The organism is Vibrio sp. 03_296, from assembly GCF_002265885.1.
The window spans coordinates 18,517-43,791 of the sequence record NZ_NPKW01000013.1; the positions used below are offsets into that span (position 1 = coordinate 18,517).

General features: G+C 44.1%; 21 protein-coding genes and 1 pseudogene. 13 read left to right on the forward strand and 9 right to left on the reverse strand.

The window, feature by feature from the left end; genetic code table 11:
* The first annotated feature begins 12 nt into the window (after positions 1-12).
* From CIK04_RS00855 to CIK04_RS00885, 7 genes are all read left to right on the forward strand, one after another.
* Positions 13-546 carry a polysaccharide biosynthesis/export family protein gene (locus tag CIK04_RS00855; protein ID WP_038963016.1) on the forward strand — a complete coding sequence of 178 codons (534 nt, stop codon included), beginning with the start codon at positions 13-15 and terminating at the stop codon, positions 544-546.
* Positions 547-565: 19 nt separating this feature from the next.
* Positions 566-2,746, forward strand: coding sequence for a polysaccharide biosynthesis tyrosine autokinase (locus tag CIK04_RS00860; RefSeq protein WP_026050764.1), 2,181 nt, complete (start codon positions 566-568; stop codon positions 2,744-2,746).
* 23 nt (positions 2,747-2,769) lie between these two features.
* Positions 2,770-3,810, forward strand: coding sequence for a glycosyltransferase (locus tag CIK04_RS00865; RefSeq protein WP_097353417.1), 1,041 nt, complete (start codon positions 2,770-2,772; stop codon positions 3,808-3,810).
* A gap of 217 nt (positions 3,811-4,027) precedes the next feature.
* Entirely contained in the window at positions 4,028-4,861 is an 834-nt protein-coding gene (locus CIK04_RS00870; RefSeq protein ID WP_017422399.1) for a putative capsular polysaccharide synthesis family protein, read from the forward strand.
* Positions 4,858-5,889, forward strand: a complete 1,032-nt coding sequence (locus tag CIK04_RS00875) for a glycosyltransferase (protein ID WP_017422398.1) — start codon at positions 4,858-4,860, stop codon at positions 5,887-5,889. Before CIK04_RS00870 ends, CIK04_RS00875 begins: the two co-directional genes overlap by 4 nt.
* 10 nt (positions 5,890-5,899) lie before the next feature.
* Positions 5,900-7,213, forward strand: coding sequence for an oligosaccharide flippase family protein (locus CIK04_RS00880; protein WP_176463263.1), 1,314 nt, complete (start codon positions 5,900-5,902; stop codon positions 7,211-7,213).
* Between the two features lie 73 nt (positions 7,214-7,286).
* Complete coding sequence (locus tag CIK04_RS00885) at positions 7,287-7,610, forward strand: VanZ family protein (protein WP_011082421.1); 324 nt, start codon at positions 7,287-7,289, stop codon at positions 7,608-7,610.
* 185 nt (positions 7,611-7,795) lie between these two features.
* Here CIK04_RS00885 and CIK04_RS00890 read toward each other — a convergent pair whose 3' ends face one another.
* From CIK04_RS00890 to CIK04_RS00920, 7 genes are all read right to left on the reverse strand, one after another.
* On the reverse strand, positions 7,796-9,136 hold the full coding sequence (locus CIK04_RS00890; protein ID WP_039538516.1) for an HlyD family type I secretion periplasmic adaptor subunit: 1,341 nt from the start codon (positions 9,134-9,136) through the stop codon (positions 7,796-7,798).
* Positions 9,129-10,841 (reverse strand): type I secretion system permease/ATPase, encoded by a 1,713-nt coding sequence (locus CIK04_RS00895; protein WP_080527108.1) that lies wholly within the window; start codon positions 10,839-10,841, stop codon positions 9,129-9,131. The genes CIK04_RS00890 and CIK04_RS00895 overlap by 8 nt, the downstream gene beginning before the upstream one ends.
* Positions 10,842-10,885: 44 nt before the next feature.
* On the reverse strand, positions 10,886-11,458 hold the full coding sequence (gene cabA, locus CIK04_RS00900) for a biofilm matrix calcium-binding repeat protein CabA (RefSeq protein ID WP_097353419.1): 573 nt from the start codon (positions 11,456-11,458) through the stop codon (positions 10,886-10,888).
* Between the two features lie 287 nt (positions 11,459-11,745).
* Positions 11,746-12,405 carry a LuxR C-terminal-related transcriptional regulator gene (locus tag CIK04_RS00905; protein WP_017422393.1) on the reverse strand — a complete coding sequence of 220 codons (660 nt, stop codon included), beginning with the start codon at positions 12,403-12,405 and terminating at the stop codon, positions 11,746-11,748.
* 194 nt (positions 12,406-12,599) lie between these two features.
* Positions 12,600-13,265: a LuxR C-terminal-related transcriptional regulator gene (locus tag CIK04_RS00910; RefSeq protein ID WP_026050768.1), complete on the reverse strand. Its 666-nt coding sequence runs from the start codon at positions 13,263-13,265 to the stop codon at positions 12,600-12,602.
* A 175-nt stretch (positions 13,266-13,440) separates the two neighbouring features.
* The gene (locus tag CIK04_RS00915) at positions 13,441-13,641 is read right to left on the reverse strand and encodes a hypothetical protein (protein ID WP_011082415.1); all 201 of its coding nucleotides are present in this window, start codon (positions 13,639-13,641) and stop codon (positions 13,441-13,443) included.
* A 47-nt stretch (positions 13,642-13,688) separates the two neighbouring features.
* The gene (locus CIK04_RS00920; RefSeq protein WP_045610512.1) at positions 13,689-15,602 is read right to left on the reverse strand and encodes a methyl-accepting chemotaxis protein; all 1,914 of its coding nucleotides are present in this window, start codon (positions 15,600-15,602) and stop codon (positions 13,689-13,691) included.
* Between the two features lie 299 nt (positions 15,603-15,901).
* On the opposite strand from CIK04_RS00920, the gene CIK04_RS00925 reads away from it, so the two are divergent.
* Genes CIK04_RS00925 through CIK04_RS00950 form a run of 6 tightly spaced genes read left to right on the forward strand, consistent with a single transcriptional unit; the run spans position 15,902 to position 22,632 of the window.
* Positions 15,902-16,858, forward strand: a complete 957-nt coding sequence (locus CIK04_RS00925; protein WP_026050770.1) for a MoxR family ATPase — start codon at positions 15,902-15,904, stop codon at positions 16,856-16,858.
* A 3-nt stretch (positions 16,859-16,861) separates the two neighbouring features.
* The gene (locus tag CIK04_RS00930; protein WP_097353420.1) at positions 16,862-17,779 is read left to right on the forward strand and encodes a DUF58 domain-containing protein; all 918 of its coding nucleotides are present in this window, start codon (positions 16,862-16,864) and stop codon (positions 17,777-17,779) included.
* A 5-nt stretch (positions 17,780-17,784) separates the two neighbouring features.
* Entirely contained in the window at positions 17,785-18,255 is a 471-nt protein-coding gene (locus CIK04_RS00935; protein WP_039538526.1) for a DUF4381 domain-containing protein, read from the forward strand.
* A complete protein-coding gene (locus CIK04_RS00940) occupies positions 18,248-19,219 on the forward strand; it encodes a VWA domain-containing protein (protein ID WP_017422388.1) in 972 nt (323 codons plus the stop codon). The genes CIK04_RS00935 and CIK04_RS00940 overlap by 8 nt, the downstream gene beginning before the upstream one ends.
* A complete protein-coding gene (locus tag CIK04_RS00945) occupies positions 19,212-20,990 on the forward strand; it encodes a VWA domain-containing protein (RefSeq protein WP_232708689.1) in 1,779 nt (592 codons plus the stop codon). Before CIK04_RS00940 ends, CIK04_RS00945 begins: the two co-directional genes overlap by 8 nt.
* A 10-nt stretch (positions 20,991-21,000) precedes the next feature.
* Positions 21,001-22,632 (forward strand): BatD family protein, encoded by a 1,632-nt coding sequence (locus CIK04_RS00950; protein ID WP_097353422.1) that lies wholly within the window; start codon positions 21,001-21,003, stop codon positions 22,630-22,632.
* Between the two features lie 83 nt (positions 22,633-22,715).
* Here the strand turns inward: CIK04_RS00950 and CIK04_RS00955 are convergent, their stop codons facing one another.
* Positions 22,716-24,836 (reverse strand): diguanylate cyclase, encoded by a 2,121-nt coding sequence (locus CIK04_RS00955; RefSeq protein ID WP_039452629.1) that lies wholly within the window; start codon positions 24,834-24,836, stop codon positions 22,716-22,718.
* Between the two features lie 241 nt (positions 24,837-25,077).
* Positions 25,078-25,275: pseudogene (locus CIK04_RS00960) on the reverse strand (group II intron reverse transcriptase/maturase); the annotation flags it as partial.

A 25,275-nucleotide genomic window follows, 5' to 3' on the forward strand; every position in this document is an offset into this window, starting at 1 on the left:
TATGGAGCAAACATGAAATTTTTACTCAAGGTGCTACTAGGGTTAAGTCTGATTCTGGCACCCTATGTCTCTGCATCAATATCCGACGCGGGCTACCAACTAAATAGTGGCGATTCGATATCCATTTTGGTGTATGGCGAGGATGACTTATCGATTCCCAATATTTTACTCACCTCCGATGGCCAAATTGACTACCCCTATTTAGGCCGAGTGCTGGTAAAAGGGAAAACCCCTAGAGAACTAAAAGAAGAGATCGAGCAAAAGCTAAAAGGGGACTATTTAGTGAACCCCAAAGTCATGGTCTCGATTAATAAGTTCCGCGCCTTTTATGTTAATGGCGAAGTAAGACGTCCCGGTAGTTTTGAATATCAACCTGGATTGACCATTGAAAAAGCCATTGCTATTGCCGGAGGGCTAACAGACAGAGCCTCTCGTAGCAATATTCATCTCACACAAAGCCAAAATGGCGAAACCATAAAAAAAGTCTCACTAAGCCAGAAAGTGTCTCCTGGCGATATTGTCGTAATTGAACAGAGCTTCTTCTAGAGTGAACGGATACACTGCAATGAATGAAAATCAAACAAACCGTTATTACATCGGTAATAAAGAATTGTTCCAATTTGGAAGTTATCTAAAGGTCCTCAGAAAGCATTGGTTTAGTATTGTCACCCTTTCTTTGGTGATTACGTTAGCCGCAACTTGGTTTATCTATTCAAAACCATCGATTTACCAAGCGACGGCCACCATTTTAATTCAGGAAGAGCAGCGCAACGCATTATCGATCGAGGAAGTCTATGGTCTAGATACCACCAAAAAAGAGTACTTTCAGACACAAATAGCGATACTCCAATCTAATCACATCGCTGACAAGATCATCCAACAATTTGATCTTACCAATCATCCGCACTTTACGGGATCAAGCTCGCTCAAAACAAAGCTTAATGAGCTTAAGTCCGTTCCTTTGATACAAGATCTGTTGAATGTTTCACCGAACCCAACGGAAACCAATGAGTATCACTCTTCCTATTATGAAGCGTTACAAAGCTACAAAAACAGAGTTGATATTGATCCGATACGCAACACTCAGTTGGTCAAAGTAAGTTTCCGCTCCGCCGATCCGAAACTCGCAGCAGAAATCGCCAATGCCATCGGTCAAGCCTATATTGATTCCAACTTTGAGGCGAAACTGGCAGTAACGCAAAATGCAACCAATTGGCTGGACAGTAATGCCAGACAATTGGAAGACAAACTACACAAGTCAGAACAAGCACTACAACAATTTCTCACCACAGAAGGCCTCGTCGACATCAATGGCATCGATGATATTTACGCGAATGAATTGGAAGAGCTGAGTAAAAAGCTCAACATTGCGATAGAAAAGAGAATTCAAGCACAAACCCTAAGTGATCTTCTGCTGCGAAAATCCGCACAAAACCTCGATAGCCTGCTTTCGATCGATGAGTTCGCTAATCAAGCCCAAATACGCGAACTCAAAATGCTGGAGAGTAACGCAGAGAAATTAGTGGGTGAACTTTCACAGCGTTATGGCCCTAAACACGACAAAATGATTCAAGCGAAAGCCCAATTGCAAAATATCCAAGCGCGTTCGCAACAGTTGATCATGGAAATGGTGCTGAGCAAACAACAGGATCTCAAAGTGGCTCAGAGCTTTGAAAACAGCATTCGTCGAGAAATGAGCAACAAGAAGGCCGAAATCCAATTAGTGGGCGGAAAAAAAGCGGAATATGAGAAACTCAAACGAGATGTTGAAAGTAATCGAGAACTGCTCAAAGCGTTTGTAAACCGCGAAAAAGAGACCACGGCGACCAGTGATTTTCGTAACGTCAATGCTCGTTTTACAGACAAAGCTCTCGAACCACTTTTCCCTATTGCTCCGCAACGACTAAAACTCGTCATCATCTGTGCGGTGTTTGCGCTGTTTTTCTCATCTGCCGCAGCCATCATCTTAGATATGATTAAAGACGTGATCCGTACGCCCGAAGATGTTGAGAACAAACTCGGTTTAAGCTGTATTGGTACCATACCTTACGTTCGCAGTCGCAAATTACGTAAACCAGGCGTCAGTTTCCAAGCCTATCTTGATCCTCAAAATCGCGTGTTTAGCGAAGCGTGTCGCTCCATCCGAACCTCGCTACTGTTACGTCTGGTGAACAGCAAGCAAAAAGTCTTGGTCTTTACGTCAGCCATACCTGAAGAAGGGAAAACCGCCACTTGTATCAACATCGCATCGACCTTCTCAAACTTAGAACGTGTACTTTTGATCGATTGCGATTTACGCCGACCTTCGCTAGAAAAACGTTTCAACATTCCCGCACAAGTTCCCGGTTTAAGCAACATCCTGACAATGAACACACCGTTAGAAGAGTGCATCGTTCGAATCGAAGAAGCGAATCTCGACGTCTTAACCGCGGGTCTGCTTCCGCCAAATCCACAAGAATTGCTGTCGTCAAAGCGATTCCAAAATCTCCTAAACACACTACAGGAAAAATACGATCGCATCATTATTGATACTCCTCCACTGCTTTCCGTCAGCGATGCATTGATTCTTGGCCAGTTGGCTCAAGGATTGATTACCGTCATTCGCTCAGACTCTACCAAAGTCGCTTTGGCTAAAACGGCGCTGTCGAAACAACGTCAGCACGATATTCCTTCATTTGGCGTTGTTATTTCTCAAGCAACAACACCACAAGAGGAAGCCCACTATGTCCAAAAATACGCTTATTAACTCGAGATAAAGAACGAAGCATCATGAGAATTTTACATATTATCAATGATCTATCTAAAAATGGTGGCGCACAGAAGTTTTTGGTCGATCTCGTTACTGGCGAAGAGGCTAAGTACGACATAAAGATTCTGGTGCTTTGCCACGAAAATGATTATCTCGAAACGCTCAGTCATCATGGCATTGAGTGTTATGTATGGCAAACGCTCACCTTTAAGGAAAAATGGGCCTTATTTCGCTGGCCAGACATTGTTCATGGGCATCTTTATCCGTCGATCTATCTTGCACTGCTTGCCTTAGGTAAGAAAAAGCTGCAGACAGAACACAGTTCAAGCAATAGAAGACGCGACTATCCGGCATTTAAGTTTATGGAGTATCTCTTGTATCTAAGCCACGATCTTACCGTCAGTATTAGCGAGAAGGTGCAGGAAGAGTTGATCAAGTTCATGCCGAATTTTCGTCAGAAATACAAAGTCATTAACAATGGCGTTGATCTGTCATGCTTTTCGATGTCCGCGAGAACAGGCATCAAACATCCGGCTCAAATCAAAATAGGCATGGTGGGTCGACTGCATGAGCATAAAGATCATGAAGCGCTGATTAGAGCCGTCGCCCTACTCCCAACACAATACCAGTTACACCTAGCTGGCGATGGCCAAAAACGAGAGGCGCTGGAATCTCTCGCTCAGCAGTTAGATATCACGAATCGAGTGTTTTTTCATGGTGTCGTCACCGATATCCCTACTTTCTTAGAGCAAATGGATCTCTATGTACAGTCTTCCCTCATTGAAGGATTTGGGTTGGCGGCTGTAGAAGCCATGGCGGCAGGTTTGCCTGTATTGAGCTCGAATGTTCCAGGATTGGATGATGTCATCGGCAACGCTAGTTATTTATTTGAAGTTTCTAACAGTGAAGAACTGGCGAATAAAATAATTCAAGTTTGCGACAGTAATGAGAATTATAGTTTAGCGAGTAAATATTCCATTTCACGTTGCAAGGAATTTACCATTGAGAAATTTAGAGACAGTTATTATAAAGCTTATGATGGACTATTCATCCAAGGATGATTAACCGTCAAAATTTCAATACCAACCCATAAAAATTATTTTCAAATATTAATTACATACCCAAACAACTTGGAGTTGCAGCCAACACCGCTGCAGTTTCAAGTAGGAAGGGTATATAAATTAAAGAAATACCATTCTTATTAATATTATTTTATTAATCAAAAATCATTCATCAAACCTGTGCTCAATCGCACGTTATAATCTATGGAATGGAACTATGAAATACTCATTGAATAGACAGTTTGAGAAAAATAAAGAGCTCAAATCCGATAATTTCGTCTTGGTGTACCAAATGGGGAAAGTCGGATCTTCTTCTATTGAGCATACGTTGAGTGACTACAATATACCTAGCTATCACATTCATACATTTGACGATCATGAAGAGTTTCAAATGTATCACAATCGTCAGGACGTCAAAAAGTTCTTTGATTTTAAAAATCGGACGATGTACCGCGTTATCCTGAATCATAGAAAACGACTTTTACAGAATCGAAATCATCTAAAAATCGTTACGCTTGTTCGAGATCCGATTGCCACTGTTCTCTCTCGTTTTTTCCAAGACCTTCATATTCAGTTTATCGAAGGAAAAAAGAACGATTCCATTCATCGAGACATGGAGAGGACTTATCAACATCTCGAGTTTTGTTTCGACCATTATATTAACCTTAATTACTTCGCGAATTGGTTCGATAATGAATTAAATAAAAATTTTGGTATTGACGTCATTAAAAGTGACATTGATAACAAGGAACAGTTTTATCTTTTCAAAAACAAGAAAACAGAAGTGATGCTAATAAAGTGCGAACATCTTAATAAATTAGACAGTGACATCGCTAAATTCCTCAACGTTGATGGCTTTATTTTAAAAAACAGTAATGAAGCAAAAAACAAGTGGTATTCAAATATCTATAGTCATTTCAAAAACAATTACGACTTTTCAAAGCTATTTTACATGTACGACCTACCACTCTACCGTCATTTATATTCAGAGGAAGAGAGAGCTCAATTTAAGAACAAATGGTTAAAGACACCAGGGACGAGTCAGAAATGAAAAAAGTACTGCATATTACAGAAGCATTTGGCGGTGGTGTACAAACTGCACTTTATAGCTACGTTTATTCATCAAGGAATGAACCTATTGAGCATCACCTTTTTGCCCGAGCCCGTGAAGAAGATTCTACGAAAGAAAACGGTAACAACCAATTTCAATCATCCACCTTCATTGATGGTAATCTGGTTCAATTTTTCTTGAGTGCCAATCAACGTATCAAACAACTCCAGCCGGAGGTGATCCACCTCCACTCCAGCAAGGCGGGATTTCTTGGGCGATTTTTGACTGTGGGCAATGCAAAACTTATCTATACCCCGCATTGTTACGCGTTTGAACGAGAAGACATCTCGGTCTATGCACAAAAATTCTATCGAATACTCGAAGGGATTCGCATTAAGAAATTTACTGCGATTGCTGGATGCAGCCAGCGTGAATGCGATTTAGCCATTTCGTTGGGAGCCAAAAAAGCGGAGTTACTGAATAACTACGTCACCTACCAATCTAACGCCGGCAACAGTGTTCCACGAGGCGAAAAGATAAACCTTGTAGCCTTAGGGCGAGTGGCGAAACAAAAAGATCCCCAATTTCTTTGTCAAGTTGCTGAACATATCTTGCAGCATAACTCTGCTATTCAGCTGAACATTACTTGGATAGGAGGCGGGGACCCTTCGTTAGAACAGCAGTTGCGTGACAAAGGTATCGAAGTCACTGGTATGTTGCCAAGAACAGAAGTGGTAGAACGCCTTCGCAATGCGGACATCTATTTACACACAGCAGCATGGGAAGGGATGCCTCTTACCATTCTCGAAGCGGCTAAACTGACTCGTCCTATGGTCATTCGCAAAATCGGCGCAACAAAAGATCTGGATTACCCATTCCTAGCCAGTACCCCGCAAGAAATGGCAAAACAGATCATCCACTGCGTAGAACACTTCGATACCATTCCATTCCAACAGTACTGTAGTGATATGAACAACACCTACAGTGAAGAAAAACAAAGATTGGCGCTCAGCAGCCTCTATATTTGAGAATCATTTTATGCTCAGCGCGCTTAATCAAAAATTGTCTGGTTTGTCCCATGAGAAAAAAAAACTCGTTTCAATTGGGGTACAGACAGGGATCATGCGAATTTTATCGGCCTTGTTTGCGTTTATACTCACGATTGCTGTTGCAAGGTTTTCAGATGCCACGGTCGCCGGACAATTTTTCTATCTTTTTAATTTGGTCTCCTTCGTTGCTATCGTCAGTCAGCTTGGATTCAATGTTTCATTGGTGAAATACAATGCCATCGCTTTCAGTCAGAATTCGATACAGCAACAGAGCGAAAACTATACCATCTCAGTACAAAGAAGTTTGGCCTTCTCTTTTTCTCTGTGCATTTTAGCCTTCATCGTTCAATTTGTCTTTAGCGCATCACTCATCAATGTAAACATCACTCCTAGCCTCTTCGCTTTGTTTTCACTCACCATTCCACTTATCGTGTTAGCACAACTCAATAGCTATGCCTTACAAGCGATACGCCATGTTACTCCTGCGATATTTGCTTTGCAGATGGGTGTGAGCTGCTTTCTAGTCTTGTTCATTACGATATTGCATTTCTTTGAGATCATTACTCTGATAAGCATGTTGCTGGCTCTGCTACTTTCAGCCTCTTTGGTTGCATTGATATCAACGATCCAATGGCTTCGTTCAGGTCAATACTCAACTGTGCCCTTACCCGTTGCCCATAATGCGGAATTAACCGACAGTGCAAAACAGGTTTGGATTGGCAATATCTTTACCAACGTGATCCAGTGGGGCAGTTTGATCATCGCGGGATTCTATCTAACAGACAGCGATCTGGGTTTATTGGCTGCAGCTCAAAGGACTTCGCTGCTCATTGGATTTGTGCTGATCAGCGTGAATTTTATTGTCGCACCAATGTTTGCCTCCTTATATCAGCAAGGAGAGATGAAAAAACTGAAAAAACTAAGCACCAACGCTTTCCGACTCAATATTTCTCTTTCTCTCATTCCAGTCATTGCTTGTACCTTTTATTCACAAGAAGTCATGACTCTCTTTGGTGCAGAGTTTGAGTCTGCAGGTATCTTGTTAGCCATATTGGCGCTTGGGCAGTTGGTGAATGTCGCCACCGGCTCGGTTGGCTTTCTCCTGTTGATGAGTGGCTACGAGAAAACAATGAAATACATCACCATCGCCTCCGGAAGCATTGCCATTATTTTGCTTTTGGCCCTGAGCCAAATGTATGGGGTGATTGGTGCCGCTAGTTCAATTGCAATCGGCATGGCAATACAGAATTTGGCGGCACTTTACTATGTGAAACGATACTTAGGCTTTGTACCCATCGGATAGAGACATGAGAAAATTAGGATTATTTGTCGTTTGCATCATGACAGTTTCACTTTCACTATGGAAAAGTAGTGGAATGGAAAGCCATGTTTACGAACAATTTGAATACTATATTGGTGGGAGCCGCGCTCTTCATTCCACATTAAGCTTTTTAATCGCTTACATGGCTGTTCTCGCTTTCCCTTCAATGTGCAAAGCCATATCCAATGACATATTTGCAATTCGACTTCTAGTCTTGTTGCTTTTTATTGTGTCACTCGATGAGCTATCGCAACTGTTTTTAAGCCATCGCACGTTTTCGACATCCGATATGATGACAAACTGGTTTGGAATTACTACAGGCTATCTTCTGGCTCGTCTTTATCTGTTTAAGTTTAAACCTTTGCTCAAGCAGCATTAAGTTCTCGAATAAACGTCGCCTACTGTGGGCACTATCTCGCAGTTCGACATGACCATTGCAGCCAAACACGATCCGATGACAATAAAAAAGGAGAACCTGAATTCTCCTTTCCTCATCCTCACTCACTTCACCTAACACTCACCGACCACATCTCGACACATCAGTAATTATTCGATCTCACACCATTACTCTTCTCTGAAAGCACGATTAAAACTTTCTGTAATCGGTTTGAGAAGATAACTGATTGGTGTCCGTGGCCGAGACAAGATAAGCACTTCCGCATTCATTCCCGCCGTTAACTGATGCTGCTGAGCATCTTGGTCATTCAACGCAATTCTCGCCAAATAGTAGTCTTCTTTGTTTTGTTCAGACAGTTTGTCCGCTGAAACCGTCAGTACCTTACCATTGAGTGGCTCTTGAATACGCGCATTGAGTGCAGTAAGGCGCACTCTAGCATCTAAACCTGGAGAGATAAGATCGATATCTTGAGGACTGACTCTCGCTTCCACGATTAAGCTGTCATCGTCAGGAACCAATTCCAGTAACGTTTCACCACTACGAATCACACCTTGTTCGGTGAAAACTTTCATATTCACTACCTTGCCTGAAATTGGCGCGCGTATCCCAGTGCGTGTATAAATATCTTGAGCCACACGATACTCTTCTCGAATAGAGACAATTTCATTTTGCGCTTCTCTCAATTCAACGACCACTTCGTTGATTCGCTCTAGTGCCATTTCCTCTAAACGGGATTGGTTTTCGTCGATGCGTTTTTGCACTGTTAACGTTTGTCTATCAAGTTGACTCAAGGTACTTCTTACTTCAGTTGCTAATCTTTTCAACTGCAGCAACGTTGATTTACCGGAAAAACCCTGTTTTACTAATGTCTGATTACTCAGGATTTCTTCTTCGATTAGCGAAAGTCTTTCCCGCTCAATTTTTTTGGTTTGATTCAAATTATTGAGCTCCAACTTTGCACCAGAAATCGTCTGATGAACGATATTGAGTTTACTTTCGAAGTAACGAGCTCTCGCCTCAAAAATCTTTTTTTGAATTTGCTGCGCCTCCAGCAATGTGTTTGAGATTGCCATTTTCTCGAGGTCACTTTCCCAAACAATCTCACTCGTATTATTAAACTCTGCTTTTAAACGACTCTCTTTTGCGACGGCATGGACAAACCGTCCTTTAAGAGATTCTAAACGCGACAAAGATTGCTGTTCAGAAAGCTGTATTAGTAGCTGGCCTTTCTCAACATAATCCCCTTCTTGGATCATTAAGCGTTCAACAATGCCACCTTCAAGATGTTGAATTGCCTGACGTTGGCTGCTTACGGACAAATCACCATAGGCGATGGCTGCACTTTCAAGTTTTGCTGTTGCCGCCCAGTAGCCAATGCCACCACCAAATAGTGCAATAGATAAAAAACCCATAACAATGGGTCCTTTGATATTCAGAGTATCTTGTGGCGAAAAACGTTCTACAACGTCTAACGTCTCACCATTTCTCTGCGCTAATTGATTAGCCATGATTGACCCTCGGAATGTCTGTTTGACTCGATCCCATCAAACGCTTCAGTACTTCGTTCTTTTCGCCATACAGCTTAACTCGGCCTTCAGAGAGATAGAGCAGACGATCCATATTTCTCATCGTGCTCGGATTATGAGCGATAACGATCACGGTGGCTTTTTGATTTTTTAAGTGAGTAATGACATTTTGATACGCCGCTTCTCCTTCACCATCTAGGTTTGAATTCGCTTCGTCCAATATCACGACCGATGGGTCATCATAGATGGCTCTCGCCAACGCAACTCTCTGCCTTTCTCCACCAGATAACCCTCTCCCACCTTCTCCTATCTCAAAATCGTAACCTTTCGGCTTCTTGAGTATCATTTCATGGCAACCCGCCAGTTGAGCGGCCCGTATTACTTTTTCTGGCTGCTCTATTTTGAGTCGGGCGATATTTTCTCTGATGGTTCCGGGGAATAACTCTATTTCTTGAGACAAGTACCCTACATGCCTTCCCAAATCTTCTGATGCCCAGAGAGAAACATCCATTCCATCTAAGGTCACCTTTCCTGCTAAGGGCTTGATATTACCGACCAATAACTTAGCCAGCGTTGATTTCCCAGTGCCCGAAGGGCCGATAATACCAACCGCACAACCAGGAGGAATGGAAAATTGAGCGCCAGAGAGAACTGGCTCAGCAACACCGGGATGACGATAAGAAACGTTAGCTAACTCGAAATGCCCTCTGGGTCTGGGCAATGGCATATTGAGTTCATCAACCTGAACTTTGTCACTGATTTCTTTCAATCGACCATAAGCACTTTTAGCGAGGGATGCCGAACGCCAAGTCGTAATCGCTTGCTCCATTGGGGAGAGAGCTCTTCCCATCAAAATTGAGGCAGCAATCATGGCACCTGCGGTTATTTCATGCTCAATCACTAACCATGCCCCGCCACCTAGAAGTAAAATTTGTAGGCCACTACGAATGAACTTAGAAATATTGGCAATAAGGATTGAACGACTTACCGCATTATCTTCAACCACTTGCGTTTGCTGATTGTACTGATACCAATTCCTGAGGTAGTCATTCATCATCCCCATCGCAAGCATAGAATCGGCATTTTGTGCCGCGGTTTCTGCGTTAGCGATGGCGTTAACCGCTCGGTTATCACTATCGAGTGCCGCTTTACGAATCGCAAACTCATTAAATAAGCCTAAAGACAATAGAGTAATGGCGCCCCCTAAAGCGATTTGTCCTAGGACAGGGTGCAGCATATAAACGAAGAAAACGAACAGTGGTGTCCAAGGAGCGTCAAGCAAAGGGTAAAGCGAAGATCCACTAAAAAAAGATTTAAGCGTCTGCAAATCTCTCAATACCTGCGCAGTATAATTACGCCCAGTGTGTGTTTTAAAATGAACGGTTTGTCTTAACATGAGGCTAGAGAGACGGTTATCAATCCAAAAGCCAAAGCGTTTGCTAATATGTGCCCGTACCACTTCAAGTGCAGACATAGTTAATAAAGCCAACAGAACAATGACGGTCAGCAAAACCAATGTGTCAACGGAGTATGACGAAATCACTCGGTTGTAAATTTGAAGCATGTAAATGGGTATAGAAAGTACAAGAATATTGATAAAAAAACTAAAAAAAAGTGACCAAACAAATAGTGTTCTTAGTTTCTTCTTCACTTCCTTAAACGCGGAATTTTGCAAATTACTACCCACCTAGAAGTAGTGCTACGCAAAACGTAGCACTATTTATCTCTAATTTAGAATTGGAAAATGTCATCCGCATGAGCGACAAAATCTGCTTCTGTCACACCAATCAACTTCACGGTAAATGCTCCACCATCGGAAAGAACTAGGTTACCCACTGCATCATAGCTTACTGACAGATCATCCAATGAATGAATCGTGGCACTGTCGATACGTACTGTGTCCTCACCAATAGTGAAATCCACCACTTTAGCCGTACCGTGTCCGTCAAACTTATCGGTAAAAATAAATTTGTCGGCGCCTTTGCCACCAATCAGGACATTGTCACCAGAGCCAGCAACCAAAATATCGTTATCTAGGCCACCATTCATATGGTTGTTACCATAAAGACCAAGTAATAAGTCATCCCCTGATCCGCCGCCAAGATAGTCATCCCCTAGCCCAGCTTTGAGGATGTCATTACCTCGTCCACCAACTAATCTATCATCGCCAGCCCCGCCGATAATTAGATCATTACCGCCGCCACCAACGATATTGTCGTTATCACCATGTCCTACGAACTTGTCATCGCTACCAGTATAGTTACTAAGAACATCTACATCTGCAGTTCCAGAATAAACAGCCATTTTTTTATCCCTCTTTTTGATTCCATTATTGGATATAGAACGTTATCGTTAAACAACATCTGACTTCACTACTTCAAGACATCAGAAGTATATGAAAGCTCATGCTCTATATGAGTTTGATTTTCGGTTGAGTTTTCACTCAGCGAGTAAGGAATCAATTATCAGGTTCATACTTTTCAACACTTATTCAAGATAAAACAAACAGTTATTGCTAGTACTCTATATGATTAATAATGCTCGGTAACCTATAGAATTCGATAAACTATAGAAATAGTGGCCTGGTGGTTTTACAAATTTCGTTTTGCCCACGCAGTTGCCTGTGTTCGGTTTTTTACATCAATCTTTCGGAAAATATTATAAAGATGAGATTTAATCGTATGCTCGCTGATAAAAAGAGAATCCGCAATTTCCATATTCGAACCACCTGCCTTAAGAAATTGTAATACTTGAATTTCTCTTCTGGTTAGCTCGATATCTAACTGTGGTTCTTCCTTCTTCGCTCCACCTTTTTCTTCATAATATGAGATAAGTTGCATCATTAATCTTCTCGGGAGCCAATTATCCCCTCGAGCGATCGCTTCAATCCCGCGACACAACTTATCTATGTTATCTTTTGCACCAAATACACCTTTAATGTAAGGCCATTTGATCAACTCTTCCGGCTCTAAGTCTTCCAGTAGATTCAGAAGTATTGTCCCTCTCAGATCACTCCTATTTTTGATAATATCAATATTATCCATTGATATATCAACAGAAAGATCAACAAGAAGAATACTTTCAGCATTTATTCTCTCTTTCGAGATTGGTTTCTTTGCATCAAGAATTTCAATTGTCATCCCAGTTTCAGCCATCAGAATATTTTTTAGATTCTCACTCTGAAGGCTTTGTTGAGTGACTAATACAATCGTTGTGTCTGCCATATTACAACCCATACTGAAACGTCTCATTCTAAAATTTTATACTTCATACTATTTTTGTTTTAAGAAGCACTCAGCTAATCGCAAAGTGCTAGAGACAACTTTAAGGCTGTTTTATTCACTTTTAAAATACTAATTAAGTAAAAGTGAATCTAAAATTTATTCATCTCATATGTGATACATTGATATCAGGAATGGTATATTTTTGTGATTAGCAGGCGGGATTAGATCGTAGAGGATGTGGGAGAAAGATGTTCCTTAGCCCAAATTAGAGCCTGAACTCTATTTTTAACATCAATCTTTTTAAAGATGTTGTGTAAATGCGTTTTCACTGTGTTTTCTCTAACAAAAAGCTTTCGTGCAATTTGTTGATTTGAATTCCCCAGTGATAAAAGGGTTATTATTTGCTGCTCTCGTTTCGTCAGCTTTGTAGATACGGTTTTTGAGATAGGTTTACTGTGCTGACGCAAAGTTGAAATAAATTCTTGTGATATTTTACGACTAAACCACATATCACCTGACAGGATCTTGTCAATTCCTAGTTCTAAAGTACTAATATCATCAGATAAATAAAATATTCCAGTCAACGAACGCCAAATACATAATTCTTCAATACTAATGTTATTTTGGCAATTAATCAGCACCTCTTGAACTTCTGAAAAGTTTTCATCTATAAAATTCAAATATGAAGAATAAAAATCCTCTTCAACAACACTATAATCGACAAGAATTGCCTTGATCGAAGAATAACTCGTCGTTCGTTCATCTAACTCTTTTGGAGTGAGTAGATGAACGACCATATTGAGTTTTTTCTCAAGAATTTCTTTTAGCAGTGAGGATTGCAGACTGTCTTCCGTAATCAATATCACTTCCTTGTTTTGACTCTCCATGCTCCTCACAGCCCTTTATTCATCAGTTTAGCTGAGCATAAAATTTAGGCTCACAGCCAATAAAGTCAAGTATGAAAAAAAGACCGAGTAAAGCAAAAGTCTGAGATAAAGTAACGGGCAATAGTATGAAAAGCATGAAAAAGGGAAGCTTGCGCTTCCCTTAATTTTGAGGGGGTTAGTGAATCGGTGTTTCACCTTTTTGAGCATATTTACCAAAGTAATGCTCTAATACTTCAGGAGTCAGTTTTCCTTCGGCTTCCAGTCGCTTAAGCTCAGCAGCAATCTGCTTTTGCTCTTCAATCGACGGTAATTTCACTTCCGGCTCTTGACTGGCCTCTTCAGACATCATCTGCAATTCTTTTTCAAAATCACTCATTTTCACTTACCTAAAAACGTCAAAACTGTGAAGGATTCTACCTAAGTTTACAGTTTGAAGCTACCCACCATACTATCGAGACGACGCGACAACTCACGCAGCTCTTGACTTGCATCGGCCAACTCTTCTGCTGTGCTTGTCGTTACTTCATTGATGGCATTGATTTCTTCTATGTTCTGATTAATGGTATGAACCACGGTAGATTGCTCTTCCGTTGCGGTCGCCACTTGCGTATTGCGATCTGAAATATCAGCAATACGCTCAGAGATGCTCATCAGTACATTAACCGCTTCGTCTGTCGCACCAACGCCCTCAAAGGTGACCGCTTTACCTGCGTCCATCGCCGAAACTGCATCTTTGGCATCGCTTTGTAACTGGTTGATCATCTTTTGAATTTCTTCGGTGGAATCTGCCGTTCGACTTGCTAAGTTACGCACTTCGTCAGCAACAACAGCAAAGCCACGCCCTTGCTCGCCCGCACGGGCCGCTTCGATTGCCGCATTCAACGCCAGCAAATTGGTTTGATCCGAAATATCTCGAATAACATCAAGAATGGAGCCAATTTCTTGTGTTGTTGTCGCTAACTGCGATACTACTTGGCTCGTGGTTTCGACATCATCTGCAAGACGCGAAATGACGTTCTTCGCTTTTGTTACCACCTCTCGACCAAGTTGCGTATTGTCAGATGCTTGATTCGCTGTATCTGCGGCCGTTGCTGCGTTCGAGGCGATTTCGCTGATGGTTGCGCCCATCTGATTGATGGCCGTCACCACTTGAATCGTCTGATCTCGCTGTTCTTGGCTGTTGTCGTGCGTCGTTGCCGCTTTCGATGAGACCGTTTCAGCCGCGCTATTGAGCGAGTTACTGGTCGCTGCCACTTCTTTCATCGTGGTATGAATTTTCTCGATAAATCCATTGAAGCCCATCGAGAGCTGAGCGATTTCATCTTTCCCTTTGATGTCAATGCGCTGCGCGAGATCGCCATCCCCTCGACCTAGGTCGGTGAAACGTTCAGCAATTTGTTGGATAGGTTTGGTAATGCTGTTCGCGAGGATCACGCCCATGAAAATAAAGACAGCTGCCACAACTAAGGTCGTAATCAGCATTTGTTGCGCGGCGGCATCAAGGTCAGCAAAGACTTCATCCACAGGCACAATACCAACCACGTACCAGTTCATCGACGGCACATAAGCACTCGCGACGAAAACACGCTCACCATCGACGTCAGTTTCAAAGACCACGTCTTGCTGTTTGTTTAGCAGCGATGAAGGATTCTCTGCAACATAGCTAGAAAGAGGTTTACCGACGGCTTGTCTGTCTTTGTGGATTTGAATGTTACCTTGGCTGTCGACAAGGAACACGTAACCGGTTTTTTCAATCTTGAAACTGTTCAGTTTGCTGACCATTTCATCCATCGATTTAGACACACCAGACATGGTGAATCCCGATAGGTGTTGATAGTTGGCAAACATTTTCACTTCACCATTGGCTTCGGTAAAGATGCTCACCATCGTCGCCTGACCTGAGTTAGTGAAGCCGAAAAACCAACCATCCTGTGATTGAGTAAGCTGACGCAAGAAGCCATTTTGGTTCCAGTAATACGCCGTTTTTCTATTGGCCACCGACGCATCGTTCAAGCGGTATTGATCTTTGACGTTATTGAGTTGCTGCACCAACTTCGTTTGCCCTTCAGGGTTTTCCGTTTGTACGACGCTTTCGCGAACAAATTCGTTCTTCGCTAACTGCTCTGCCGCAGACAAGAGTTGCGATACATCTTTATCAACTTGCAAGTTAATCTGGCTCAAGATCAATGGCAATTCGATATCAACAAGACGATGGCTAATCACTTCACGTGATTGTTTTTGCGCCATAAAACCGAGAATGATGGTGGATGCAAGCACAGCAAAGGTTATCCCAAGGACAACTTTTTGCTTAATGCTCAAAGAGTTAAGATTAATCATATTTGGACCTTTAACAAGAATCACTTATTGTGGGTAATGCGCGATAAAGCAATACAAAAAGCGCAAAAATATAACATATATTTTGTTACATTCTTATGGGTATAGCTTATATCGGCCAAACAAACCCAAACTGAAGCAAAATCTTTCTTCACGATCACACTTCATCCTTGGAAGAAAAGTCTCGCGACTTCCCTTGAAACGCAAGCCTTTCACCCTCATGTGCTAATTTGTCGCTAACCATGGAACTTTCTTGGCTTTTTACGACCCAAGAAACCAAAACCAACCGAAGTAGTAGAATCATGCAACAACGTAGTTTTGATGCCTTAGCTAACTATTTACAGTCTCAAATCGTTGGCCAACCAGAATTAGTCAAACAGTTACTCATCGCGCTTCTTGCGGACGGACACATCTTAGTAGAGGGGCCTCCAGGTCTCGCTAAAACACGAGCCGTGAAAGCGCTATCAGAGTGCATTGAGGGTAATTTTCACCGTATTCAGTTTACCCCCGATCTCTTGCCTGCAGATTTAACGGGCACCGATATTTTCCGGCCAGAAAAAGGCGATTTTAAGTTTCAAGCTGGCCCTATCTTCAATCATTTGATCCTTGCCGATGAAATCAACCGAGCTCCGGCCAAAGTACAGGCCGCAATGCTCGAAGCCATGGCGGAAGGACAAGTCACCGCAGGACGAAATACCTATCCACTCCCAGAGCTGTTTTTGGTGATGGCAACGCAAAACCCCATTGAGCAAGAAGGTACTTATCCTCTTCCAGAAGCCCAGCTTGACCGATTTTTGTTGCATCTTAATGTCGATTATCCAGACGCAGCTCATGAGCTGGCGATTTTGCGCATCAATCGCGGTGAAGCTAAAGGAGAACAGGCACCTGAAAAGCCTTTAGTCACACAACAAGAGATCTTTTCAGCCCGTCAAGAGGTGCTGAATATTCAAATGGCCGAGTCGCTCGAGCACTATTTAGTGCGACTGGTGATGGCAACTCGCCAACCTTCTCACTACAACGGCGAACTTGCAGAATGGATTAGCATGGGAGTCAGCCCTCGCGCAACGATTGCCCTTGACCGATGTGCACGTGCGTATGCTTGGCTAGATGGACGTGACTATGTCACTCCAGGCGATATTCAGACAATGGCTTATCCTGTATTGAGACATCGCTTGCTACTCTCCTACCGAGCTCAAGCGGAAGGGATTTCGGCCAACCAAGTGATCGATAAGCTGATTAGTTTAGTGGGAAGCGCCTAAGCCATGACCCCCGTTACATTGCCACCTCATTGCAATGGCGTGGCGTTATCGCTAGAAGAGTTGCTTTACTACCGAAGCCAAGCCGTGCGCTGGATCCCTCCTGCCCGCAGCGTTTGGTCACATCTAAGTGGTGGCCATGCTAGCCGTGTACGTGGGAGAGGCATGGATTTTGAAGAGGTTCGTCAGTACCAACAAGGTGATGATATTCGCAGTATCGATTGGCGAGTCACAGCCCGCACTGGTAAAGCGCACACTAAACTCTTTAGCGAAGACAAAGAACAAGCGGTGATCCTGTATTTGGATCTCAACAGCAGTATGTTTTTTGGTTCACGTTACGTCTACAAATCTGTCCAAGCAGCGCATTTAGCCAGTGTAATTTTGTGGACGACATTGGCAAAAAAAGATCGCTTCGGCGCCATGATTGACGACGGCAAAACCTTATTCGAACATAAACCATCAGCCTTAGTGCGTAACGGTTTGGCTTTTCTCAATCAATTGACTCAACGTCATAATGAACAGCTGGGGCGAGCCACTGAAAGTCGCCTCCCTTTCAGTCAAACCATTGAGAGGCTTAAACGGATGTCACCCAAAGGGTGTGAGATAATTTTTATCAGCGATTTCATCAAAATGAATGAGCAAGAGCGAAACCAAATCACACAGCTTAGACAACACAATAATTTGAGGCTGGTACAGCTTTATGACCCTTTGGAGCAGGGTGAAACACGTTATCGAGGAAGTGTGCTCGCCAGTGATGGCCAACATTCTCGATGGTTTGATTTCGGTTCCAAAAAGCAAAAATTGGCTTTGAAGAACAACTTCGACCAACATCAACAATCTTTACGGCTGTTAAGTTATCGTAATGGAATACCGTTTAGCACCTTATCGAGTGCTGAATCTCTTATCAACCAATTATCCGTGTAATAATAATGACAACAAATTCAACACCTTTAGAGCTGCAACCTCTGATTTTACCTGCTGTCCCATCTTGGTTTCCTCTTGCTTGGGGATGGTGGGCTTCTTTCGCCAGCGTTGTTGTGGCTTTACTGCTTTTAACTGCCTTCTTTTTGTGGCGAAAAAAACGTCTCAAAGCAAAGCGTGCAGCACTCAAATTGTTTGTTAAACCCATCACGCCACATACGCCTTCGTCAGCCATCGAACTGCTAAGGCAAGCCGCGCTTTGTTACTACCCACGAGAAGCGATCGCGTCGCTGCATGGTGAGCAGTGGTACCAATTTCTTGACTTACAACTGGGTGAAACTCGTTTTAGCGACAAAATGCCGTTATGGCAGGCTGCGCTCTATCAGAACAAACACGGTGAGCATGACAATGAGCTGGTCAACGATTGTTTAGTCTGGGTGGAAAAAGCACTCCCACCTAAGCGAGGTATGCGTGGCTGAAGGGTTTGAATTCCTCTGGTGGTGGGCGTTCTTTCTGCTTCCACTGCCATTTTTGGCCTATCACTGGCTGCCACAAGTCAGCAACAAGAACACATTGCGCCTCGCCTATCTGCCGAAAGAGATTGAGGCTGCAGGCGTAAAAAACAAATTCAGCAAACTGGTTACTTTACTTATTTGGTGCAGCCTGATTGTGGCTTCCGCAAGGCCAGTGTGGTTTGGTGAGCCTATTGAGCACTTCCCGGAGTATCGTGATCTCATGCTCGTTGTGGATCTCTCTGGCTCTATGCAGCAAGAAGACATCTTGCAAGAGGGTGATTACATTGATCGCTTACGTGCCGTCAAAAACGTGGTGACTCAGTTCATTGAGCAGCGCCAAGGTGACAGGCTGGGCCTAGTATTGTTCGCTGATCATGCGTATTTGCAAACGCCCTTGACCGCAGATAGACAAACCGTGGCTAATCAACTCAATCAGACCATCATCGGCCTGATCGGGCAAAAAACCGCAATTGGAGATGGACTTGCTTTAGCCACCAAAACCTTTGTCGACAGTGAGGCACCGCAACGAGTGGTCATTCTGCTCAGTGACGGCAGCAACACCGCTGGCACACTTGACCCCATCGAAGCCGCAAACATCGCCAAGAAATATGGCGTGAAGATTTACACCATCGGGATTGGCGCTGGTGAAATGGAAGTGAAGCAGTTTTTCATGACGCGCAAGGTTAATACCTCGGCAGATCTTGATGAAAAAACACTGACGAAAATTGCCACAATGACGGGTGGCCAATATTTCCGAGCCCGCGACGCGCAAGAGCTACAGACAATCTATCAAGCGATCAATCAGCTTGAACCCGTCTCTAAAGACGCACAAGTTTGGCGCCCTCAACAAGAGTGGTTTGTTTATCCTTTGAGTTTCGCTTTCGTGTTATCCATCTTATTGTTTGTATTACGGAGAAATCATGTCTGAACTGATTTTTCTTGAGCCCAAATGGCTATTCGGTTTGATTGTCCTACCTGTCGCTTGGTTATTTTGGCGCTTTAAAAGGCAAGCATCGCAAGGCCCAGTGGCAGCCCATCTTAGCCAAACACCAACAAAAGGTGCAAAAAGCGCCTGGTCAATACTATTGTGGTTGAGCGCTTGGGTTGTCGCCATCCTTGCGCTGGCATCACCAAGCTGGCAACACACCACGCGCCCCAACTTCAACAGCGATCAAAATCGGGTTTTGGTCATGGATATGTCGCAATCCATGTATGCGCAAGACATTGCGCCAAGCCGTTTACAACAGGCAAGGTATAAGGCGCTCGACCTACTTCCGCAATGGAAAGAAGGTAATACCGCATTAATTGCTTATGCAGGCGATGCCTATTTGCTTAGCCCACTGACCAGTGACAGCCAGACGTTAGCGAATCTCATCCAGAACCTATCGCCTGACATCATGCCCTATCAAGGCTCACGCCTTACAAGCGCCTTGGTGTTGGCCAAAGCACAACTTGAAAAAGCGGGAGCCGCAAAAGGCGATATCATCGTTATAAGTGATGATATTGATGATCAAGAACTGCAAGCAGCATTGAAGCTTGTTGCCAACTCCGCGATTCGAGTGTCCATTCTTGGGGTTGGTACACCAAACGGCTCGCCAATTCCTCTGCCTAATGGCTCGTTACTGACAAGTTCAACAGGGCAAGTAGTGGTTGCTAAGTCTGATTTCAACAATATGGCAGCACTGGCGCAGAAAACGGGAGGCTACTTCGCCCCCATTCAATTTAGTAACCAAGACGTTGTAGAAATTGCCGCAGCAACGCAGGCCAATTCAGAGATGCATCAAGCAAAAGCCAACAATACACAGCAAAGCGAAGTCAGGGAAAATGGGGGTTACTGGTTGTTGCCACTCTTGTTACTGGCAGGATTAGGCTTGTTCCGACGAGGCTTTGTTTGGATGGCATTCGTACTGAGCTTGCCCCTGACTCAGATACCTAGCGCTCATGCCTCTGCGTTTCTTACCGCCGATCAACAAGGCAAGTCGTTGTTCGACCAAGGGCAATATAAAGCGGCAGCTGAGCAGTTTTCCAACCCGCAATGGAAAGGAAGCGCCGCATATAAAGCAGGAGAATATGAACAGGCGGCAACACTGTTTGCGCAATCAGACAGTGCAGAATCACTGTACAACTTGGGTAACGCACTGGCGCAAAACGGCCAGTATGATGACGCGCTAGAGGCCTACCAAAAGGCGCTTGCGAAAAACCCAAACCTCAAACAAGCAAAAACCAATCGCGAAATTGTTAAAAAAGCAAAACAGCAACAGCAACAGCAACAGCAACAGCAACAGCAACAGCAACAGCAACAGCAACAGCAACAGCAACAGCAACAGCAACAAAAGTCTTCCAATCGCGATAATCAGAGTCAATCAGAAAATCGTGAAAATGCGCAAAACAAGGCGAAAGAAAAGGCTCGAGAAAACCATGAACAAGGCGATGCTCAACGCCAGAAAAAATCATCCGAACAGGGTGAAGAGCAAGTTAAGTCGAGCGATAAACCCGCGCAAGAAAGAGCCCCCAAAAGAGAGACGGAACCGGAAAACGTAGAAGCACAGCAACCTGCGCCGAAAAACGAAGACGATCCAGACTTTAAAAAGCTGGAATCCGTTGAAAACGCACGCGATCCTGCTTATCTGCTTAAAGCACAAATGTTGCTGCAAGCACAGCAGAAACCGGCGCCTGATAATAAAGACAAAACATGGTAATGAGTAAGCTATGAATCGAATGACACCCTTTTTCATTTTGCTATCGACACTGCTTTTTACGCCTTTTCTGGCGGCAAAGAGTCTGGTTGCGAGCGTAAATAAAACCAAGGTTTCGAAAAATGAAGTGATTCAACTCACGGTGAGAGCCGATTATTCACTCGATGCCAATGACATTGATTTTTCTTCGTTAAGCCAAGACTTCTTCACCTCGAGTCCACGTTTTGTCAATTCAAGCAATTACATTAATGGCCAAGCTTCAAAGCTCAGTGAGTGGACACTATCCATCGCACCCAATCGCGCTGGCATCGTGACGATTCCTGCATTCTCTGTTGATGGCGAAAGCACTGCGCCAATCCCATTAGAAGTGTCTGTCGATCAACACGAACCAAACGTGTCAGATATTATTCAATACTCGATGCAACTTGAAACCAGCACGCTCTATCCTCAGCAATCCACACCGTTAAAAGTCGAGATTCGGATACTGGCGGATCCCCGTCGACTCGAAAATCCGCGTATCACCCCACCGTCCATTCAAGGCGTAGAGATAGAACCACAAGGGCAAACTCGCCAATTTCAGCGTGTTGAGCAGGGCCTTCAAGTCACCATTATTGAGCAGAACTATCAACTTACCGCCAACCAACCCGGTCTTTTTGAACTCAAAGGACCGTTGTTACGCGGCTCTTATATTTATGGTGACAGCTTAACGGGTTCGACCAAAATATTGACCTTAGATGGCAAGCCACAGAGTCAATCGATCAAGGTAAAAGCCATTCCTAACAATGCCGCACAGCCCTGGCTACCCGCTCAACAACTGTCGCTTGTTCAACAATGGCATCAAGATGACGGCGAGAACAACACCGTTGAGCAAGGCAGCAGCATCACGCGTGAAATCACTCTGACAGCAAAAGGGCTCAATGAAAACCAGTTGCCAACTCTCAAGTTTGACTACCCCGCATCAGTACGTGTGTACGATGAGAAACCGGTATTTAAGACTCTTGAGAATGGTACAACCCAAATGACACTGAAGCAGGTGTTGATCCCAACCGAAACCGGTGATTTAACCCTACCTTCACTGCAATTAGCGTGGTGGAACACGGTTTCTGACCAACAAGAAACGGCCGCACTCGAGGGGCGTCAACTCAAGGTTACACCGGGCTCGGCACAAGTGTTTACTTTGCCTGAGCAACCAACGCTGGCTAGTGAAACAAACCTTCGCCCAGACTCTACCCACCAAGAGCCTATTCAAAATACAACCATTTGGTTTTACTTAACCTGGACATTTGCCTCACTGTGGATTCTTACCCTCATTGCCGCTCTATACTGCTATAAACATCGCGGGACAAGTGCAGATAAGCCTCAGAATGCAACATCCAATAACGCGCTTGAATCGATGCAAGCATTGCAAAAAGCGATTGCTGACAACGATGCCGTCAAAATCGAAGCCCTGGTGCGCCAGTGGATGAAAACCGCCACGGTTTCTCAACCAGTAAAACAGGCAATTGAATCAGAGTTAAAAGCGATGCACCAAGCGACCTACTCGCGACAGCCTTCACCATGGCAGGCAGATCACTTACTTTCACTGATCAAGCAAAGCCGCTCAACCTCAAGCGATAAAGCCTCTTTTGACATGCCAAAGCTCTAGCTCCGTTCAGACAGCAAAAAAACAACAAGGGCGAACAACACTGTTCGCCCTTTGCTCTTTCGCTCGCTTAGGTGCCAGAAAAGTTAAATCGCTTCAACCGACAGTGATTCATAACTGCAAACTCGGTTTCGCCCCTCCGCCTTAGCACGATAGAGAGCAACATCAGCCTGTTGATAGAGCTTATCAAAATGCAGATTGCGAGCTTGAACTTGATCGACCGCCACGCCGATAGAAACGGTTAGACGATCGCCATTTGGATTGACTTGATGCTTAATTTGCTCTTGCTCGATACACTGGCGGATGCATTCGGCACGCTGTAAAACGCCACTGGCCTCACTGCCAGCCATCAACATCACAAACTCCTCACCTCCAATGCGACAAAACACTTCTTCTTTGCCATTACTGTGGTGCTCAAGGATGTGGCCAATACGCATTAAGGCAATATCGCCTTCCAAATGACCATAATGATTGTTGAATAAGCCAAAGTGATCAATATCGATAAGGATCAGACCAAACGCGAGCGCTTTTTCCTCTTCACTATGGCAGATGGACTCCATGACATGCTCTAGCATGCGTCGGTTGCCAAGACGGGTCAGTGGGTCCAATTTGGATAATACTTCGAGCTGACGGTTTGCTTCTTCCAACTCTTGGGTGCGCTTACGAACCTCTTTTTCCAAATTTTCGTTGAGCTCTCGTATCGCTTCTTGCGCTTGAGTGCGTTGCAACACTTCCGCCAGACTGGAGGCAAACATGCGGATCACTTCCCTAAGCTGCGAAGTCAGCGGTGAGCGAGTCAGCAAGTTGTCTACCGCAATAAACGCAATAGGACCATTGGTATTGCTGGTCAGCAACGTCATTGCCCCCCAGCCAAAACCGACGATATTGCAGTCATGGTAAATCGGCACGGAGTCTTCAAATGCAACCTCATTGGGCATTGAGCGCGCAAGATTAATCAAAGCAAAATCTTGTGTCTCACCAAAGAAATAGGACTCATCCACGACGTTGCCTTGAATATCCGTCCCCCAAGTGCCTTGCATATAAGTGCAGTTTTCATCGGTAAGAAACACCGCCATGCGATCAACGCCAAGATGCTGAATCGCGAAGGAGACTGCCGATTTACACACATCACTTACCGTTGTGCAACGCGACAATTCAACCATGCTTGAATGGAGCATTCGCACATTTTGTTCTTGGCGTTTACGGATATAAATTTGCGATAACAGCGAACCAAACGATTGCAGCATCTGCTTTTGATAACTGGTGATCGGCTTACGGTGAATAAAATTATCCAGCGCCAGCCAACCGAACGGTTCATGGCCATCACGTAGAATCAACATCAAGTTCCACCCCTGCCCGACCACTTTCCCTGCGGTGTAAAGCGGGGTTTCATTCGAGATCACCAGATTGGTGTCGCGTGAAGAGAGAGCGGTAACAAACTCTTCACCCAACTGATGAAGATCGTATTGCGTGTGAAATTCACTGATGGTGTTGCCGTGTTCATCGGTGCCATAAGTACCGTTGAAGCAGCGTTTTTTCATGTCGAGTAACATAAAAGTTGATCGATCAAACCCCAACCTGTCTCGTAGCGCTTCCACTGCTTTACGATAGAGATCGTTTAACGTGCTGGGGTTGGAGATTTCCAACGCCACTTCTTGCACCAACTTCATGTTGTCAATAAAACGTTCACGATGGTTAATTTCGTCAATGTACTGCGCTTCACGGATATCGCGATTTTTGATCTCTAACGACGCTTGTTTTTCCGCACGGATACATTGCCATCTGGCCGCAATCAACTGCATCGCATCGTGGGTTTTCTCGTAGATATGATCGGCAGACCCCGCTTTTACCCCTTGGATCAGAATGTAAGTTCGTAGCATGGGGAAGTTATCCAGCATCATGATGTAGCTGTTCCCCCCGAGGAGATCACGGTGATCCCAGTTACAGGTATTAATGGCTAAAGGAATTAAGCTCTCCGAGGTATCAAACTGCCTTGTCCATTGCCAAAAAGAGCTGGGAAAATCCACCAAAGGTGCTGGCTGCCCGGACCAAAAACGCAATGATAACGACGTATTCACGCAAGGATCATCAAATATCGCCATCGCATCCACTTCCATCAGTTCTGCGAGATATTCAAACATTGTCTCCGCCAGTAACCTATGGTCTCTGGTCGCCGACACCTTACGCATAAAGCTCCTGAAATTCACTTTGCCAACACCATTATTATTTTAGGGAATTGCGTTTAAAAGTAACCGTCCGACAATGTGCAATCAAACGCATTTCGAATCAGCTGTTAAGTCGTTCGCATTTTTGTCACGGCGATTGTCTTAAGCGAGAGAGAGACTGCATTTTGTTGCTGTGTGTTTGCAGTCCGAAAACAGCAAGTAGGGTGAGGCGTTGCCGCCTCATCCCTCTTACAGAACCGTACGTACGGGCCTCGTATACGGCTCATGCACACTTCCATTCAGCATAATTGCTGAACACGTATCCTGTCCTAACATGCTCGATATTGAACAAACCAAGATCGTTAAACCATTGATTTGGCATCGCATAACTGGCTAAGGGACTCTGTGCATTTTTCCAGCTACTCATTTGAATTGACCTGAACGGCGGCTTGTAACCAAGCTGTTTCAGCTTGCTGGTGCA